Below are 16,338 nucleotides of genomic sequence, written 5' to 3'. Positions count from 1 at the left end.
CCTGCGTAACCTGAGGGTCCTCGATTGGACGTTCACCAGCGCAAAATTCGCCCCTTCTTACATTGAAGTCGATCTCTCTCCCCCGAAACACGAGCGTGATTCGCCGGCAATGACCACGGCTCTTCAGACGGAGAAACGTCATACGAAGGGCGCTTCCGAATATGCACGCTTGACGTCCTGCTATTCAGCGCAGCCTTAGGAGAATCACATGCTCTTCACGAAGCGCCCCATTTGCATGGGACGTTTGGTCGCTTTGACGGCAATCTTTTGCACTTGCCCCGTCTTCGCGCAGACCAGCACAACGCCCGCCGCGGTATCGTCGACGGCTACGGAGGTACCCGACGACGGTTGGCGGTACTCCCTTGGTCTCGGCGTGTTCGCAACGCCCAAATATCAAGGCGCAAGCGCAACCCGCTTTCAGCCCGCACCGATCGTGGGCGTTGGCTATGGTCGTTTTTTCTTTGGATCTGTCGCAGACGCCAACGTGCCTTTCGGACTCGGCGCATATCTCTACCGAGACAGCCATTTCCGGTTAGGTGTTGCGCTCTCTTACGACCTCGTGAAGCCACGGGAAGCGTCCGATGACGATCATCTCCGCGGTTTGCCTGATATCGATCGTACGGCGCACGCGACGCTATTTGCGAGCTACAACCTCGATTGGCTATCGGTCGTCGGCGCTGTCTCTCAAGACGTTGCGGGCAAGCATGAAGGAACGACGGCTTCGTTGGACCTGCTGGGCAAATACAGTCCAATCACCGGGTTGACGTTGACAGCCGGGCCAGGCGTAACCTGGGGTAGCGCTCAATACAATCAAACGTTTTTTGGCGTCAATGCCGAGGACAGTGTCCGGGCTGGCCTGCCCGCCTATACGCCGGGCTCGGGCATCGCGGCAGCGCGTGTGACCGCGGGTACCAGTTACGTGCTGAACAAGCACTGGAATCTTGGCGCGCGAGTCGTCGCATCGAGGTTGCCGGGCGCCGTAGGCAACAGCCCGGTTGTGGAGAAAAAGACGCAGATGACCTACGGCATCATCGCAAATTATGCGTTTTAATCCGCTGATCGAATGGTCCGTTCGCGGCCATCCAAACTGGATCGCGTGTTCTCATCGCATTTGAAGCGCAGCCCGCTTGCGCGCCCATCGCACTTCTTCTACGCTCTTTTCTTTGTCTTTCCCGTTTCGAGCCTGCGATGAAGTCCCATCGGCATACCATCTTTACGACGTTACTCGCGGCCGCTCTGTTCGGCATCACCACGCCGCTCGCCAAGGCGCTACTCGGCAGCGTGTCGCCATTCATGCTCGCGGGGCTCTTCTATCTCGGCAGCGGTTCGGGGCTCGCGTTCGTACTGCTGTTACGCCGACTTTCAACGCACCGCGGCGATTCACCCGCCGCGCATGAGCCCGCACACGACCCGTTGCGTCTGGCCGAGTTGCCATGGCTCGCCGGCGCGATCGCCGCAGGCGGCGTGGCAGCTCCCGCCCTGCTCATGCTGGGCCTGAACACCACACCCGCCGCCACGAGCGCTCTGCTGCTGAACCTGGAAGGCGTGCTGACGGCGCTCATCGCATGGGTCTGTTTTCGCGAAAACTTCGATGCGCAGATCGCGCTAGGCATGCTGGCGATCGTGGCGGGCGGTGTGCTGCTCTCCTGGCCCGGCACGCATGCCGGCGCGGTGTCCGGCGTTGCGTCGGGCATCGCGCCCGGCGCGCTGCTCGTTGCGCTCGCGTGCCTGTGCTGGGCCATCGACAACAACCTCACCCGCAAGGTCTCGACCAATGACGCGATGGTCGTGGCCTGCACCAAGGGGCTCGTGGCCGGGCCGGTGAATATCGGCATTGCGCTCGCCGCGGGCGCACACTGGCCCGCCTGGCAGGCTGCCGGCGGCGCCATGGCCGTGGGGTTCGCAGGCTATGGCGTAAGCCTCGTGCTCTTCGTCGTCTCGCTGCGCCATCTCGGCACGGCGCGCACCGGCGCCTACTTCTCCGTGGCACCGCTCTTCGGCGTAGCGCTTTCATTGCTGTTGTGGCCGGAGCGCCCGGCGCTCGCTTTCTGGCTCGCGCTCGCGCTGATGGCGTTTGGCGTGTGGCTGCACGTGCGCGAGCGGCATGACCACACGCACACGCACGAGCCGCTCGAACACACCCACGCTCACCGGCACGACGAACACCATCAGCATGAGCACGATTTCGCGTGGGACGGCTCTGAGCCGCACACGCATGCGCACCGCCACGCACCGATCACGCATAGCCACGCGCACTACCCCGATGTGCACCATCGGCACGCGCATTGACGGCGAGACAGTAGCAGCCGCTTCCTTCGCAAACGACGTCAAGATTTCCCAGGACCGCCGCGCTTTGCGCGCGCACGATGCACTCGTCATACAAAACGAAGGAGGCAAACGCAATGGCTACCGTGTACCGGGACATCCCCGTTGAAGCCGCGGCGCAAGACGTATGGGCCGCGCTGCGCGATCCCGCTAACGTCGCGCACGTATTCGCCGGCGTGCTGACCGAGGCGCGCATGGAAAACGACCTTCGATGGGTCACGTTCGCCGACGGGACCGTGATCGAGGAACGCGTGATCGGCGTCGACGATGCGCACATGCGCCTCGCCTACACCGTGAGCGGCGGACGATTCGAGCATCATCACGCGACGCTCCAGGTGATGCAGGATTCGCCCCAACGTTGCCGCTTAGTCTGGATCAGCGACTTCAAGCCCGACGAGCGGATCCAGATGGTCGAGCCGCTCACGGATGCGGGTTGCGCGGCACTCAAACGCAATCTCGCCCGGCGATAAGCGCGGCCGCCGCGCTTCGTCGTCGCGGCCATGTCACGCGGCGCTTGGGGTTTTGCGCCGCGCGCCCTGAAGACGGATGTCATTCATGCCAATGGGTGGGCTCTTTAGCGGACGCGCGTGCCAAATTCGAGCGCGGTGGCCGGGCGGGGCAGTTAGTTGCACAAATGACGCTTCGCCAAGCGACTGGGAGAGCGATCCGGGCGCTATGCGGCGGCAAAACGGACTGTGCGTCGGCGCCCATACCGGCACGCCATTTGCGGTCAGAATAGTGCCAGATGACTCGACAATGGGAGCCGCAATGGGGGCAGGTAAATTAACGTTGGCCGTGCAATGCATCGCCGTTTGCGCAGGCCTTGCGGGAACACCGGCGTCACGCGCCGCAGGCACCTTCGACGGCAATTGGACCGTGACGCTCACGTGCCCAAAGGGTGCCGCCGGTACATCCGGCTACCGATATCAATTTCCAGCCGAAATCCAGGAAAACGTCCTGCACGGTGAGCATGGCGAAAGAGATGCGGGTGGCTGGCTCACGCTGGACGGCAAGCTCGAACCCGACGGGTCGGCCACGCTCGTCGCCCAAGGTCTGAGCCCATCATCGCCCCACGCGATCGGGCACGCCAACACCAAAGCGCCCTATTCGTACGAGGTCAGCGCACAGTTCGACGCGACTTCAGGCAGCGGCTCGCGCACAACGGCGCGCAAATGCGACCTTGTGTTCGTCAAGGAATAACTGGCGAGGATGGCTGGCGGCCTGTTCAAACTGGCGCCAGAAAAGAAAAAGCCCGCTTGAGAGAGCGGGCTGAATCCATATCAGGAGGAGACATGGAGGAGACGGTTTAAGTATAGGGTTTTCCCCTAAGCTGTGCAACTGTTTTTTTCACGATTTTGCTTCGGCGTGCTTTTCCCTCTGAACTGCCCCGAAATGAAACGCAAGAAAAAGCCCCATGACGAGCGCTCCCGCCACCACCGCCAAGAGGTCTTCGCGCGTTGCAGGCTGCTGAAGCGGGTGCATGCCAAGCGCCAACGCGATCACGATATTCACGAAGCCCCAAACCACGTTCACGACGGGCGAAGAGTCGCCCCGCCCTCGCGGACGTGCGAAGGGCGTGGGAAAAGGCAGCCCCTGCAGGCCGGAAGCCAGATGCGGGATCGCGTTGCAAACGAACGCACCAGCGAAAAAGAACCACACGTACGGCATGTCGTAACCTCGAACGTACAAACAGGAAGGGGCAGCATCGGGGCGGTCGTCGCGACGAAATGCGAGGATATCCTCGCAAATAATAGTAGAGAATCGCCTCGCATAAGTCAATCCACCCCGGATCGGCGGGCGTGCGCCTGCGCTTCTTGACGGCTCTCCATCAGCAAGACTCCCGCATGCTAATATGCGAGGAATTATCATCAAATCCTCGCATTCCAGGATATCGTCATGACGCCCTCCACGCCCGTGGCGCAACCCGCGCGCCCCAACGAACCCAAACGCGAAAGGGGCCGCCAGCGTGTGGCCGCGATCATGGACGCCGCTGTCGCCGTTTTCACCGAGAAGGGTTACGACGCCGCCACCATGACCGAAATCGCGGCGCGCTCGTCGACTGCGACCGGCTCGCTGTACCGCTTCTTCCCGACCAAGGAGGCGCTGGCCGAGGCGCTGTTGCTGCGCTACGCACAGCAGGCAAAGAACGGACTCGCCGAACTCGAGCAACAGGTTCCGGAGATAACACTCGAGGCCGTAGCCGATGCGCTCGTCGATTTCGTGCTGCTGTTGCAGTCGCAACGCAGCTTTGCCGTTGCACTCGTCGACGCCCGCAGTGGCAGCGACGACCATCGCAAGCGCTTTCGCGAAGCGATGCGCAGCGGCGTGGCCGGCATCCTGAGCCGCGCGATCGCGGATCTCAAGCCGGCCAGGGCAAAAGTCATGGCGATCGTGCTGATCCACATGCTCAAGGGCGTCACCAGCATCGCCAACGAAGAACCCTCGGCGCGCGCCGTGCTGATGGCCGAACTTCGCGATCTCGTGCGCCTGTATCTCGTTTCGGCTTCGCAGCGCGCTGGCGGCAAATAGCCTGCCGACGAAGGAAATACGACGTCAGGCGCGCATGATCTTTGTGCGCTACCATCGCTGCATGCCCGAACAACCCCTACCCGCAGCTACCGTGCCGCTGACCGCCACGGCGCAGCCTCAAAGCCCCTACGCCACCGCATTCGCGGGTGCGATCGCGCTCTTCGCGTGGGGCGCGCTCGCCGCGCAAACCGACATTACGATTCAGCGCATGGTGCCGCGCGGCTTCGAGACGTTCGAGGCCATCGGCCGGCTTTCGGCCTACCTGACCAATCTCACGGTGTTGCTCGTCGCGCTTACCTATACCTGCATTGCGTTGCGCCTGCGCACGTGGCCGTCACGCTTCTTCAGTGCGCCGGGCACAGTGAGCGCGGTAACGGTGTACATCGTCTTCGTTGGTATTGCTTACAATTTATTGCTTCGTCATCTCTGGACACCACACGGCTATCGCGCGCTGCTCAACGAGAGCCTGCATAGCCTGATTCCACTGCTGTGCGCGGCGTATTGGCTGCTGTTCGTGCCGCGCTTCCCCCTTCGTGCTCGCGATCGCCTCGCCTGGCTCGTCTATCCGTTGGGCTATCTCGCCTTCACCCTCTGGCGCGGCAGCGAGACGGACTTCTATCCCTATCCGTTCATCGACGTCGGGCAGCTCGGCTATGCGCACGTGCTCGTCAACAGCGCCTTGCTGCTCGCGGCCTTCATGGTGCTGATGGCGGTCTTCGTGACGATCAACGCGAGAAGGCGCTCCGCCGTCGTGGAAGGCAACCGGCCCGGCGCATCGGACTTGCGGCGCCCTGACTAACTCGCCGTTTTTCGATCAAACCCATGCCTGTCTATATCGCCCTTCTACGCGCCGTGAATGTCGGCGGAACCGGCAAGCTCCCCATGCCCGAACTTCGCGACATGTGCGAAGCGCTCGGCTTCACGCACGTGCGCACGTATATTGCGAGCGGCAACGTGGTATTCGAGAGCCGGCTGGCCGAAGCATCGGTGAAAAAGAAGCTCGAGCAGAGCCTGGAGGCTTATGCCGGCAAGCCCCTTGGCGTAGTGGTGCGTACCGCCACCGAATTGGCTGCGGTACAGCAAGGCAATCCTTTTCCCGCTGCCGCGCCTGATCGCACTGTCGCCATCTTTCTCGACACGCCGCCGCCCGCGGACGCACTCGACAATGTGAGCGGCCAGGACGCGGAAGAATTCCGCCTGGGTGCCCGCGAGATCTATGTGTTTTACAAGGACGGTATCGGGCGCTCGAAGCTCAAAATCGCTGCGGCGAAGGCTGGAACGTCGCGCAACATGAATACCGTGGCAAAGCTTCTGGAGATGGCGCAAGCGTGACCGCCACTTGAATCGCGCTGCACGCTGCAACATCGCTCCTCAACAACCCAAAGAAAAGCCCATGATTACCTGCTACCTGCGTTACGTCATCGATCCCTACCAGCTCGAAGAATTCGAAACGTACGCCAAAATGTGGATTCCGCTCGTCGAAAAGTTCGGCGGCAAGCATCACGGCTATTTCCTGCCTTCCGAAGGCGCCAACAATATCGCGCTCGCGCTCTTTTCGTTTCCAGGTCTCGCGGCCTATGAAACGTACCGCGCCGATTCGATGAAAGACGCCGAGTGCCAGGCCGCATTTCGCTATGCCGCAGATACGCGTTGTATCGTGAGTTACGAGCGGAGTTTTTTCAGGCCAGTGTTGTCGTAGCCGGCATCGCACAAGCGCTACGCGTCACCCCCTGCCCGTCGCCGTGGCCAAAGCACCCTGCTGCGTTTGCGGATTCGCCAGCACCGGATCGCCCGCGCTCGTATCGTGCAGGCGATCCGGAATGAACAGCGCCATCACGCCGCTCAGGAAAAACACCGCGCCGACCATAAGAAAGCCCATGCCGATCGAAAACTGCGTGGCGATATAGCCGATCACGACAGGCGCCGCGCCCGAACAAAAGCGCCCCACGTTATACGAGCCGCCAACAGCCGTGCCGCGAACGCGCGTTTCGAAGCTCTCCGACATGAACGTGCCAATCGTGCCCAACGGGACGCCATACAGAAAGCCGAACACGAGCATCAGCCACGCAATGTTTTCGCGAGTGTGGAAAAGCACGATGACGGGCAGAAAGACGGCCGCGCCGATACAGCCCAGCACATACACCCCACGTCGGCTCCAGCGGTCGCCCAGCCAGCCCGCCACAATCTTGCCGATGAACGCAACGACCCACGTCGCGGTCATGTACCCCGTCATCGAGCCGAATTTGATGTGCAATTCGCTCTCCAGATACGTGGGCAACCAGTTGTTCAGGCCGTAGAACCCGGAAAGCGCAAACACGGAAGCGAGCGACCAGAAGATGAACATCCTGCGCGCCTGGCGGTCCGCGAAAATCAATGCGTAGCGGTTGTCGTGCCAGCGGCGGCCGCTCGGGCGAGCTGCGGCCTCGCTCATGCGCCAGCTCGGCGGCTCGGGCACGAAGAAGTGAATCGCCACCGCGAGCACCACGGGAGCCGCCGCCACATAAAACAACATGCGCCAGCCATGGTGCGGCAGGATCCAGGTGCTGAGCGCAATCACGGTGATATAGCCTGCCGAAATCGCCGTTTGCAGTACGCCAAGTATCAGAGAGCGCCGCGCCATGGGTACGTATTCGGCCACGAGCGTGCTCACCAGCACCATGCAGCCAATACCCATCGAGCTGATGAAGCGCACGACCGCGAATTCGAGGAAGCTATGCGTGAGACCGAGCAGGCCCGCGCCCACCGAGAACAGCATCATCGCCCAAACCACGACGCGCACACGCCCGAACGAGTCACTCGCCCAGCCGCCAAGAATGCCGCCAATCGCCATGCCAAGGAGCGTCAGGCTACCGAGCGCGCCCGCCTCGACGTTGGTCAACCCAAATTCGTTCTTGATGCGCGTGAGCGTGAGGCCGTACATCATGACGTCGGCGCCGTCCACCAGCAGCGCGAGGTAGCCGAGCGCGAAGACGAGCAGCCAGCGGTTGGCGCTTCCTGCGGATTTCGTTATTGTCATCAACAAAGGTCCTGCAATCAGGGGCTTGAATGAGTTGCAAAAGACATGCCGTGCGCGACAAGCGCGGGCGCGAGAAACGCGCCGAGCAGCAGGCCCTTATCTTCATGTTGCGACGTGTACCAGCCTTCCACATGCGTGAGGTTCATCGTCCCGACACAACGGCCGTTGTAGGCAACCGGTATGTTGAGAATCGAGCCGAGCCCCATCGCCGTCATCACCGCGTGATCATCGAAGGCGTCGCGCAGGCCTTGCGGCGTCGTGGCGCGAAACGGTTCGAGGTCCGAAAGAATGCGTTGCGCCCACGGCGTGCCGCTTTTCTTCTTGCGTCCGCCCGCTGGGTAGACGTCCGGCATGTTCGTAAACACGCGCTCCACCTCCTGGTTCCCGGCGTCATAGGCCATGATCGTGAATAGCCGAAAGCCGATGGCTTCGGCGGCGACGGCACACACCTCGCGGAAAATCGCATCCGGTTGCCCGGGCTGGCGGATCACTCGCGAAAGACGCGCAAGATCGGCGATTTCGCGCTGCAGCGCATAGGGTTCATTCACGAGGGAAAGGGGCGTTTGCATGGGACGTTTGAGAGTAAGCATGGCGCGCGCTCAGCCTCGCAGCCCGTCGCGGGCAAGCGGCTTGTGCGCATCGAAGGCCGCCGGCATGCCACTCGCTTCAATGTCTTCGAGCGAGCGATTGCGGGTTTCGATGCCGAGGAAGAACACGACACAAGCGCCCGCCAGCAGCACGGCGGTCGTCATGGCGAACACGCCGAAAAAGCCGAATGCCGGATATACGAGCCCGACCAGAATGGGCGCGCTCACCGAGCCGATACGGCCGAACGACGACGAAGAGCCAGTGCCGGTCGTACGCACGGCCGTAGGGAAAACTTCTGGCGTATAGGCATAGACACCTGCAAAAGCGCCATTCATGAAGAACGAGAGGCACACGCCCGCCACGGTGATCTGCACGCCCGTATGCGAGAAAGCCAGCGCAATCGCGGCGAGACCGCCGAGCGTCATGTAAGAGGCCACGACGCCTTTGCGGCCGATACGCTCATTGAGCCATGCCGCAGAGAAATAGCCGGGAATCTGCGCACCGTAGATGGCAATCGAATAGCCGAAGCTCTTCGTGAGCGTCAATCCTTCCTTGACGAGCAGGCTCGGAATCCACGAGAAGAACGAGTAGTACGCGAAGGCGACGGAGAACCACATCAGCCAGCTCACCGCCGTCGTGCCCACGAGCCGGCGCGAGAACAGCGTCAGCACGTTCTGCAACGCACTGCCGCCGCCCTGCGCCGCGGCGGGAATCGCGCCTGTCGAGCCAGGCGGCGCCAGCGCAATCCCCTCTTGCTCGTAGCGCGACTCGATGGCCCGCACGATGCTGTCGGCCTCGGCGGAGCGTCCACGGCTTTCGAGCCAGCGCGGCGACTCGGGCAGCGTTCTGCGCCACCAGAGCAGCATCACCACCGGCAGCGAGGTCAGCACGGCGAGATAGCGCCAGCCGTCCGGGAAATTCCGCACGACGGTGTAGCCGAGAATCGACGAACTTAGATATCCGAACGACATGAAGCCGACGAGCGCGCCACAGAACATGCCGCGATAGCGACGCGGCACGAATTCCGCAAGGAACGGTGCGATCACGACCGTTTCCGCGCCCGAGCCGAAACCCGCGAGCATGCGCAGCGAGAAAAACGTGTGCCAGTCGTGGGCGGTTGCGCTTGCCATGGATGCCGCGCAATAGATCGCCAGCGCGCTCATCATGATGCGGCGGCGGCCAATCACGTCGGCCAGCACGCCGGAAAGGAACGCACCGAAGAAGTAGCCGATATACGTGCTGCTGGCGACAAGTCCCGTTTGCGCGCTCGTCAAATGCCAGAGCTTGCTCACGACCGGCAGCAGAAAGGCAAGCGACGACGAGTCCAGCCCGTCGAACATATAGCCGAGCCCGCCGATCAGCAGCAGTCTGCGATGGAAGCCCGCGAGCGGCAGTCTTTCGAGTCGGGCAGCGACATTGGACATGGTGGGTCGGTTCCGGTTGAGCGTGGCGCGTGTTCAGCGGCCGATCGCATAAGCCTGCATCTGACGCGGCGTGGCCGCGCCGCGCATGAGGCCATTGCGGATGCCCACCGCGCATACGCGCCCGAGCCCCCACGGCTCGGCCACCGTTAGGTCGTGGCCGCGCGAGCGCAACCCGGCGAGCGTGGCTTCGGGAAAACGCGCCTCGGCCGACATCTTGCCGAGCTGCATCGAGCGCGGATAGAACGAGCCCGGGAAATGCGCGGTCTGGAACGAAGGCGCGTCCACGGCGGCCTGCAGGTTCATGCCCGCATGCACGTGACGCAAAAACAGCTGCATCGACCACTGATCCTGCTGATCGCCGCCCGGCGTGCCGAACGCGGCATACGGCTTGCCCTCGCGCGTGACGAGCGTGGGCGACAGCGTCGTGCGTGGGCGCCGGCCCGGCCCGAGCGACGAAGGCAGGCCCTCTTCCATCCAGAACATCTGCGCGCGCGTGGTGACGTTGAAGCCAAGGCCGGGCACCGCGGGCGACGCCTGCAGCCACCCGCCCGATGGCGTGGCCGACACCATGTTGCCCCAGCGATCGACCACGTCGAGATGCACGGTGTCGCCGCGCAATTCGGGCAGCGGCGCGAAAGTCGGCTCGCCCTGGCCGAACCCACCGGGCTGCTGCCGCCCCGCGTTCGCAAGAATGCGCGCCGCGCGTGCTTCGCTGTCGAGCAACGGGCCAGGACGGAATTCGAACGAGGCCTTATGGGGATCGACAAGACGGCGGCGCTCGTCGTTGTAGGCGTCGCTCAGTAGCGTCTGCATCGGAACGTCCGCAAAGCGCGGATCGCCGTAAAACACGTCGCGGTCGGCAAATGCGAGCTTCGACGTTTCGATGACCGTGTGCACGAAATCCGGACCGAACGGGTCCATCGCATCCAGATCGAAGCCCTTGAGCAGCGCGAGCTGCTGCAGGAACATCGGCCCCTGGCCCCACGGTCCTGTCTTGTGCACGCGCAGGCCCGCGTAGTCGTACGAGAGCGCTTCCTCGTAAGTGGGCTCCCAGCGCGCGAGGTCGTCTGCGTTGAGCAGGCCGCGATTACGGCGGCCCGAGGTGTCGAGCACGTCGGTCGAGCGGAAATACTGGTCGATCGCGTCGGCCACGAAGCCGCGGTAGAACGCTGAACGCGCGAGTTCGCACTGCTCGGCGCGGTCACTTTTCGCGCTGGCCTCGCGCAGGATGCGACGGTACGTGGCCGCAATGGCGGGATTCGCGAACAGCGCGTTCGGTGCGGGGGCGTCGCCGTTGCGCAGCCATTGCTCAGCGGAGGTCGTCCATTCGCTGAGAAAAAAGTCCTTGATCGCGAGAATCGACGCGCACATGCGCGGCAGCACCGGATAGCCGTTCTCCGCATAGCCGATCGCGTAGCTCAGCACGTCTTCCAGCGGCAGTTGCCCGTAGTCGCGCAGCATGGTCATCCATGCGCCGAACGCGCCCGGCACGACGGCGGGCAGCAGACCGGTACCCGGCACGACTTCGAGCCCGAGCGCGCGCATGCGCTCGATCGTCATGGTCGCGGGTGTCACACCCTGGCCGCACAACACGCGCACGCGGTCTTCTCGCGCGCTGAAGAACACGACCGGCAGCTCGCCGCCGGGACCGTTGAGATGTGGCTCGACGATCTGCAGCACGAAGCCCGCTGCAGCGGCCGCGTCGAAAGCGTTACCGCCCTTCTCGAGCACCGCCATCGCCGACGCACTGGCGAGCCAATGCGTGGACGCCACCATCCCGAAGGTCCCGATCAGCTCGGGACGCGTTGTGAACGACATCTTCGACTCCCTGTGTGAAAGGTTCGATTTGCGGTCGAACCATTAAAAATTGGTTCCAAAACCTTTCACAATCAGCTTACGAAGGAAGATTTTTGGCCGCACCCGGTGTTAACCCTGAAATTCCACCGAGAAACCCGGGTTGGCGTCAATCCCTGAGACCTCGCGGTTTGCGCGCAGCTGCCCGCCTGCTAGAATCAAACCAATTCATATTGGTTCATATTCCACCATGGAAAGGTCCGCGCTCGACAGCCTGCTTGCCTACATTGCTCAACACCGGCTGAAGGACGGCGACGCGTTGCCACCCGAGCGCAAGCTCGCCGAGGACCTGGGCGTGAGCCGCCGGGAACTGCGCGCGGCGCTGGCCTCCCTGGAGGCGTCGGGCCGAATCTGGCGCGGCGTGGGGCGCGGCACCTACCTGGGGGCGCGGCCGCTGAAGTTCGCGCCCACGCTGCACAGCCTGCGCTCGCGTACGAGCCCGGCCGACATCGCGGAGATGCGCCTCATGTTCGAACCGGCGTTAGCCGGTCTTGCCGCGGCGAAGGCCACACCCGAGGATCTGAACGAACTGGAGAAGTGCGCAAAAAGAAACGCGACGGCGAAAAGCGATGAGGAGTGGCAGCTATGGGATCAGCGCTTTCACCTGCTGATCGCACAGGCCTCGCGCAATCCCGCGATCATTGCCCTTATGGAAGTGATCAACGGCATGCGGGTCCAGCCGACCCAGCGTGAAAAGACCACGGACCAGGCCACGCGCCATCATTTCGCGCAGCAGCACCAGTCCATCGTCGATGCGATTCTCGCCCGCGACGGCGAAACCGCCGCGCGCTGCATGCGCGAGCATCTGCTGAAAGTGCAGGGATACGGCCAGCCACATTGACTGCGCAAATGCCAACGGTTCGCGCGCTCACTTCACTGTGGAAGCCGCGGCCTTGCACGTTACGGCGTCCTGATCACCTGTTCCACCGCTGCAGCCGATCGCACCGATCACCTTGCCGTCCTCGACTAACGGAAAGCCACCGGGCGAAGCCACGAGCCCCGGCTCGAGCGTAGCAACGTAGGCATGACCGCTCTCGAACTGGTTATAGAAAACACGCGTCTCACGGCGAAAGCGCGCGGAGGTGCGCGCCTTGTTCTGCGAAACCTCGACGGAGGCGTATTGCGCGCCATCCATGCGCTCGAAAGCGACGAGATCGCCATGCGGGTCGACCACGGCAATGTTCATCTTCCAGTCGTGCTTGCGCGCCTCGGCTTCAGCGAGCGCAAGCAGATGCTTCGCTGCATCGAGCCCGATAGGCGAACCGTAAGGAATATCGTAAGGCATGCGCTCGGGCACGGCAGCCGCCGGCGGCATGGAAGCTGACGTTTGAGCCTGCACGGAGGTTACAAAGACAAGACAGGCTGCGCCTGCGATCTGAACAGAGTGATGCATGGCACCCTCCTTCATCGGCGGGCCCAAGGCGTTACGCGCGTTCAGCCCTCGCCAGCCAACATACTCGCGCAATACGCTGTGTGCAAGGCCGATGCATCAGCCCTCCTTACCATCGGCACGCGGCGCGATGAGCCAGCCGGCGTAGCGGTAGCAATATGTCGCGAACGCAACGACCCAGCACGCACCTGAAGCCTCGATCCAGAACGTGAGCCACTGCGGCGCGAGCCAGGGTCCCACCACGCGAAGCAACGCTGCGATCACGAGCAACACATAGCAGGCGATATCGAACCTGCCCGCCACCAGCTTGCGGCCCGTATGTCCGCGCGCCGTGCGCGTGATCATCGCCACGATCGCGCAGGCGATAGCGCCCACCGTGAATGCGTGAATGGCGAGCGTATGCGCGACTAAGCCCAATGCGGCGAGCGCAAGCATCACGAAGCCGATGGGTATCCACGCATAGGCGATGTGCAGGATGGCCAGGATCGGCCGGTTGCCGACCCGCCACGAACGCCAACCCCAGATCCGCACGCCGTGTGCACACGCCGCCGCAAGCGCGGCTAGCGCAACGAGCACGCCGGAGCCGAGCGCCGCGTCGAGCACGAACGCCAGCGCGCTGAGCGGCAGCACCGCGCGCTCGACCACATTCCAGCGCCGGGCCGTGTACCCGGGCACGGCGTTAGCCGTGAACGACGCAATGATGCGCCCACCGATGATCGTGATGAACAGCACCAGCATGCCCACGGCGAGGTAGGCGCTGCGCAGCGCCCAATCCGCGCGACCGGCCAGCATCGAAAGATGGAACGCTACGTTCAGCGCGGCGAGCATGCCGAGCGCGACCGGCAAAAAGATGTTGTGGCTGTTCTTTGCGCCGATGAGCACGCGCAGCAACACGAACGCGCACGCGGGGAGAAAGAGGCTATCCACCACGGCGGCGACGCCAGGCGTTGCGTAGGCAACGGTGACACGCCCCGCGAGCCACAGCAACCATAGCGCCGCCAGCGACTTGCCCTGAGCAGGCGTGACTGACGTCCACGCGCGCACGGCGGTCAGCAAAAAACCAGCCACGATCGCTGCGCCGAAACCGAAAATCATCTCGTGCGCGTGCCAGAACATGCCTGGCAGGTACGAACTGAGACCCGGCAACGGATGGCCGGCATACGCGGCCATCCAAGCCAGCAGCGCCGCGCCGCCAAATAGCGCACCGCCAAGATAGAACGGCCGGAATCCGAGCGCCCACAGCGCGAAACCACTGCGAGCCGCGGGGGTGGGCTCTTCGATTCGAAAGACGCTCATGATCGCCCTCGCCAATACATTCATTTTCAATGAATCTTATATGGACTGACTGAGAAATGCCGCCGAAAAACTGAAAACGCGATGTAATGCCGCAGTTCCGAAGGCTGGGCTCTCCCGGAGCAACACGCCGCGCGTACATGCGTGTTTATACGTTAGCAAAGGTCTACCTTGTTGAGTCATTCCGTAGCCAAACGGGAATCACTCATCCGAGAGTTTAAAAAGCACCGGCTCTCATTAAATTAGGATGCCAAATCAATTGAATATCGATCGGTGGTGCCTCCGACAATCGCGCGGCCGCCGACACGAATCTCGAGTTTCATCTCGCCATATCGTGGCGCGCGAAGCCGACGCGGCACCGGCTGCCGTGGCACGCCTGCTCAAACAGTCGCGCGACCGGATTCTGCGCGATACGATCGCGCCTTGATGGCCATTGGCGCGAGCGAGCGTGCTGTGCTCGCATTGTGCTGATCGCACCATCCACCGCTACGCACGGCTTGCGCGACGGCGCTACCCGTGCGCACCCTGGTCGGCGCTCCCTGCCGGCCACTATGCAGAAATCGTCACGAGTCGGACCCCAATCGACCAAGACGCGCCTATTTTCGCTACCTAGACTGCAATCGCCGATCTCGCCACGCTTCGCGCGCGCAAACACGAAGCTCACAGGCGCGTTCGCAACAACTCAAGATCGCACTCGCCGGCACTGAAGCACGCAATGTCCGGCATTGCCCAACTTGCACCTGAGGGGAAGTGAAAAGTGAAATTGAAGGTAACGCACTCCGCACTTGTAGTCGCCTGGGCATTTTCATGCGCCGCCGCACACGCCGATGTCGTCAAGATTGGCTTTGCCGCGCCGCTCACGGGCGCACAGTCGAACTATGGCACTGACATGCAAAAAGGCGTGCAACTGGCCATCAACGATTTCAACGCCACGCATCCCACCATCGGTGGCAAGCCCATATCGTTCGAACTCGACTCGCAGGACGACCAGGCTGACCCGCACACGGGAACGGTGGTGGCGCAACGCCTGATCGACGATGGCGTAAGCGGCGTCATCGGCCACTTCAACTCGGGCACCAGCATCCCCGCATCCGATCTATACAACCGCGCCGGCCTGCCGCAGATTTCGATGGCGACCTCGCCGGTGTATACGGCGCGCGGCTACAAGACGACGTTTCGTCTGTTGACGAGCGACGCGCAAGCTGGCCGCATTGTCGGCTCCTATGTGGTGAAAACGCTGCACTACAAGCGCATTGCGATCATCGATGACCGCACTGCCTACGGTCAGGGCATCGCCGACGAGTTCGCGAAGGCAGTCGAGGCAGCCGGCGGCACCGTGGTGAAACGCGACTACACGAACGACAAGGCACTGGACTTCTCTGCAATCCTGACAAATCTGAAGGGTATCAACCCGGATGCGGTGTTCTATGGCGGCGGCGACGCGCAATCGTCGCCGATGATCCGCAAGATGCGCCAGCTTGGCATCAAGGCGGCGTTCGTGACCGGCGAAATGTCGCGCTCCCCCACCTTCCTGAAGATCGGCGGCAGCGCGGCCGAAGGCGCGATCGTGTACATGGGCGGACTGCCGAAGGAGAAAATGCCCGGCTTCGCCAGCTACGCTACGCGTTACAAGGCGCGCTTTGGCGAAGACCCCATTACGTACTCACCGTACTCGTACGACGGCACGATGGCGCTTCTCACCGCGATGAAGGACGCGAACTCCACCGATCCGAAGGTCTACGGCCCGTATCTCGACAAGCTCTCGATCAAGGGCGTATCGGCTGCGACGATTTCGTATGATTCGACCGGCGACCTCAAGGACGCGCCCGTGACCATCTACAAGGTCCAGCATGGCGATTTCAAGCCGGTCGACACGATCGCCGGCAATTGATGTCTTCGCGGGTCCATGAAGGACCCGC

General features: G+C 62.7%; 17 protein-coding genes. 10 read left to right on the top strand and 7 right to left on the bottom strand.

The window, feature by feature from the left end; genetic code table 11:
* Window positions 1-208 precede the first annotated feature (208 nt).
* From JMY28_RS13920 to JMY28_RS13905, 4 genes are all read left to right on the top strand, one after another.
* A complete protein-coding gene (locus JMY28_RS13920; protein WP_201696514.1) occupies window positions 209-1,051 on the top strand; it encodes a MipA/OmpV family protein in 843 nt (280 codons plus the stop codon).
* 137 nt (window positions 1,052-1,188) lie between these two features.
* A complete protein-coding gene (locus JMY28_RS13915; protein ID WP_201696513.1) occupies window positions 1,189-2,289 on the top strand; it encodes a DMT family transporter in 1,101 nt (366 codons plus the stop codon).
* Window positions 2,290-2,402: 113 nt separating this feature from the next.
* On the top strand, window positions 2,403-2,795 hold the full coding sequence (locus tag JMY28_RS13910) for an SRPBCC family protein (RefSeq protein ID WP_201696512.1): 393 nt from the start codon (window positions 2,403-2,405) through the stop codon (window positions 2,793-2,795).
* 205 nt (window positions 2,796-3,000) lie between these two features.
* A complete protein-coding gene (locus tag JMY28_RS13905; RefSeq protein WP_201696511.1) occupies window positions 3,001-3,525 on the top strand; it encodes a hypothetical protein in 525 nt (174 codons plus the stop codon).
* A 147-nt stretch (window positions 3,526-3,672) separates the two neighbouring features.
* Here JMY28_RS13905 and JMY28_RS39535 read toward each other — a convergent pair whose 3' ends face one another.
* Window positions 3,673-3,837 carry a hypothetical protein gene (locus JMY28_RS39535; RefSeq protein ID WP_407945502.1) on the bottom strand — a complete coding sequence of 55 codons (165 nt, stop codon included), beginning with the start codon at window positions 3,835-3,837 and terminating at the stop codon, window positions 3,673-3,675.
* 384 nt (window positions 3,838-4,221) lie between these two features.
* Between JMY28_RS39535 and JMY28_RS13895 the strand changes: the two genes are divergently transcribed.
* The 4 genes from JMY28_RS13895 (at window position 4,222) to JMY28_RS13880 (ending at window position 6,553) form a co-directional block, all read left to right on the top strand.
* Complete coding sequence (locus JMY28_RS13895) at window positions 4,222-4,854, top strand: TetR/AcrR family transcriptional regulator (RefSeq protein WP_201696510.1); 633 nt, start codon at window positions 4,222-4,224, stop codon at window positions 4,852-4,854.
* Window positions 4,855-4,915: 61 nt separating this feature from the next.
* Window positions 4,916-5,653: a Pr6Pr family membrane protein gene (locus JMY28_RS13890; RefSeq protein ID WP_201696509.1), complete on the top strand. Its 738-nt coding sequence runs from the start codon at window positions 4,916-4,918 to the stop codon at window positions 5,651-5,653.
* 23 nt (window positions 5,654-5,676) lie between these two features.
* On the top strand, window positions 5,677-6,186 hold the full coding sequence (locus JMY28_RS13885) for a DUF1697 domain-containing protein (protein ID WP_201696508.1): 510 nt from the start codon (window positions 5,677-5,679) through the stop codon (window positions 6,184-6,186).
* Window positions 6,187-6,247: 61 nt separating this feature from the next.
* Window positions 6,248-6,553, top strand: coding sequence for an NIPSNAP family protein (locus JMY28_RS13880; protein WP_201696507.1), 306 nt, complete (start codon window positions 6,248-6,250; stop codon window positions 6,551-6,553).
* Between the two features lie 24 nt (window positions 6,554-6,577).
* On the opposite strand, the gene JMY28_RS13875 is transcribed toward JMY28_RS13880, so the two are convergent.
* The 4 genes from JMY28_RS13875 to JMY28_RS13860 are packed head-to-tail and all read right to left on the bottom strand — an operon-like array spanning window position 6,578 to window position 11,700.
* Window positions 6,578-7,870, bottom strand: coding sequence for an MFS transporter (locus JMY28_RS13875; RefSeq protein WP_201696506.1), 1,293 nt, complete (start codon window positions 7,868-7,870; stop codon window positions 6,578-6,580).
* A gap of 17 nt (window positions 7,871-7,887) precedes the next feature.
* Window positions 7,888-8,439, bottom strand: coding sequence for a GAF domain-containing protein (locus JMY28_RS13870; RefSeq protein ID WP_201696674.1), 552 nt, complete (start codon window positions 8,437-8,439; stop codon window positions 7,888-7,890).
* Window positions 8,440-8,469: 30 nt separating this feature from the next.
* On the bottom strand, window positions 8,470-9,882 hold the full coding sequence (locus JMY28_RS13865) for an MFS transporter (protein ID WP_201696505.1): 1,413 nt from the start codon (window positions 9,880-9,882) through the stop codon (window positions 8,470-8,472).
* Between the two features lie 33 nt (window positions 9,883-9,915).
* Window positions 9,916-11,700, bottom strand: a complete 1,785-nt coding sequence (locus JMY28_RS13860) for a gamma-glutamyltransferase family protein (RefSeq protein WP_201696504.1) — start codon at window positions 11,698-11,700, stop codon at window positions 9,916-9,918.
* A 226-nt stretch (window positions 11,701-11,926) separates the two neighbouring features.
* On the opposite strand from JMY28_RS13860, the gene JMY28_RS13855 reads away from it, so the two are divergent.
* Window positions 11,927-12,577: a FadR/GntR family transcriptional regulator gene (locus tag JMY28_RS13855; protein ID WP_201696503.1), complete on the top strand. Its 651-nt coding sequence runs from the start codon at window positions 11,927-11,929 to the stop codon at window positions 12,575-12,577.
* A gap of 27 nt (window positions 12,578-12,604) precedes the next feature.
* On the opposite strand, the gene JMY28_RS13850 is transcribed toward JMY28_RS13855, so the two are convergent.
* Both JMY28_RS13850 and JMY28_RS13845 read right to left on the bottom strand, forming a co-directional pair.
* The gene (locus JMY28_RS13850; RefSeq protein ID WP_201696502.1) at window positions 12,605-13,129 is read right to left on the bottom strand and encodes a GlcG/HbpS family heme-binding protein; all 525 of its coding nucleotides are present in this window, start codon (window positions 13,127-13,129) and stop codon (window positions 12,605-12,607) included.
* Between the two features lie 96 nt (window positions 13,130-13,225).
* On the bottom strand, window positions 13,226-14,422 hold the full coding sequence (locus JMY28_RS13845) for an NnrS family protein (RefSeq protein WP_236596854.1): 1,197 nt from the start codon (window positions 14,420-14,422) through the stop codon (window positions 13,226-13,228).
* Window positions 14,423-15,176: 754 nt separating this feature from the next.
* Here JMY28_RS13845 and JMY28_RS13840 point away from each other — a divergent pair.
* A complete protein-coding gene (locus tag JMY28_RS13840; protein ID WP_201696500.1) occupies window positions 15,177-16,310 on the top strand; it encodes a branched-chain amino acid ABC transporter substrate-binding protein in 1,134 nt (377 codons plus the stop codon).
* The last annotated feature ends 28 nt before the right edge of the window (window positions 16,311-16,338 follow it).

The organism is Paraburkholderia hiiakae (assembly GCF_904848665.1).
In the GTDB taxonomy this organism is placed as follows: Bacteria; Pseudomonadota; Gammaproteobacteria; order Burkholderiales; family Burkholderiaceae; genus Paraburkholderia; species Paraburkholderia hiiakae.
This window is presented reverse-complemented; position numbering and strand designations above follow the sequence as displayed.

Coding starts and splice junctions, on each gene's coding strand:
- JMY28_RS13850 (WP_201696502.1), bottom strand. CDS start 13,129: ATGCATCACTCTGTTCAGATCGCAGGCGCAGCCTGTCTTGTCTTTGTA.
- JMY28_RS13910 (WP_201696512.1), top strand. CDS start 2,403: ATGGCTACCGTGTACCGGGACATCCCCGTTGAAGCCGCGGCGCAAGAC.
- JMY28_RS13855 (WP_201696503.1), top strand. CDS start 11,927: ATGGAAAGGTCCGCGCTCGACAGCCTGCTTGCCTACATTGCTCAACAC.
- JMY28_RS13845 (WP_236596854.1), bottom strand. CDS start 14,422: ATGAGCGTCTTTCGAATCGAAGAGCCCACCCCCGCGGCTCGCAGTGGT.
- JMY28_RS13860 (WP_201696504.1), bottom strand. CDS start 11,700: ATGTCGTTCACAACGCGTCCCGAGCTGATCGGGACCTTCGGGATGGTG.
- JMY28_RS13880 (WP_201696507.1), top strand. CDS start 6,248: ATGATTACCTGCTACCTGCGTTACGTCATCGATCCCTACCAGCTCGAA.
- JMY28_RS13895 (WP_201696510.1), top strand. CDS start 4,222: ATGACGCCCTCCACGCCCGTGGCGCAACCCGCGCGCCCCAACGAACCC.
- JMY28_RS13905 (WP_201696511.1), top strand. CDS start 3,001: ATGCGGCGGCAAAACGGACTGTGCGTCGGCGCCCATACCGGCACGCCA.
- JMY28_RS13915 (WP_201696513.1), top strand. CDS start 1,189: ATGAAGTCCCATCGGCATACCATCTTTACGACGTTACTCGCGGCCGCT.
- JMY28_RS13920 (WP_201696514.1), top strand. CDS start 209: ATGCTCTTCACGAAGCGCCCCATTTGCATGGGACGTTTGGTCGCTTTG.
- JMY28_RS13890 (WP_201696509.1), top strand. CDS start 4,916: ATGCCCGAACAACCCCTACCCGCAGCTACCGTGCCGCTGACCGCCACG.
- JMY28_RS13865 (WP_201696505.1), bottom strand. CDS start 9,882: ATGTCCAATGTCGCTGCCCGACTCGAAAGACTGCCGCTCGCGGGCTTC.
- JMY28_RS13885 (WP_201696508.1), top strand. CDS start 5,677: ATGCCTGTCTATATCGCCCTTCTACGCGCCGTGAATGTCGGCGGAACC.
- JMY28_RS13875 (WP_201696506.1), bottom strand. CDS start 7,870: ATGACAATAACGAAATCCGCAGGAAGCGCCAACCGCTGGCTGCTCGTC.
- JMY28_RS13870 (WP_201696674.1), bottom strand. CDS start 8,439: ATGCAAACGCCCCTTTCCCTCGTGAATGAACCCTATGCGCTGCAGCGC.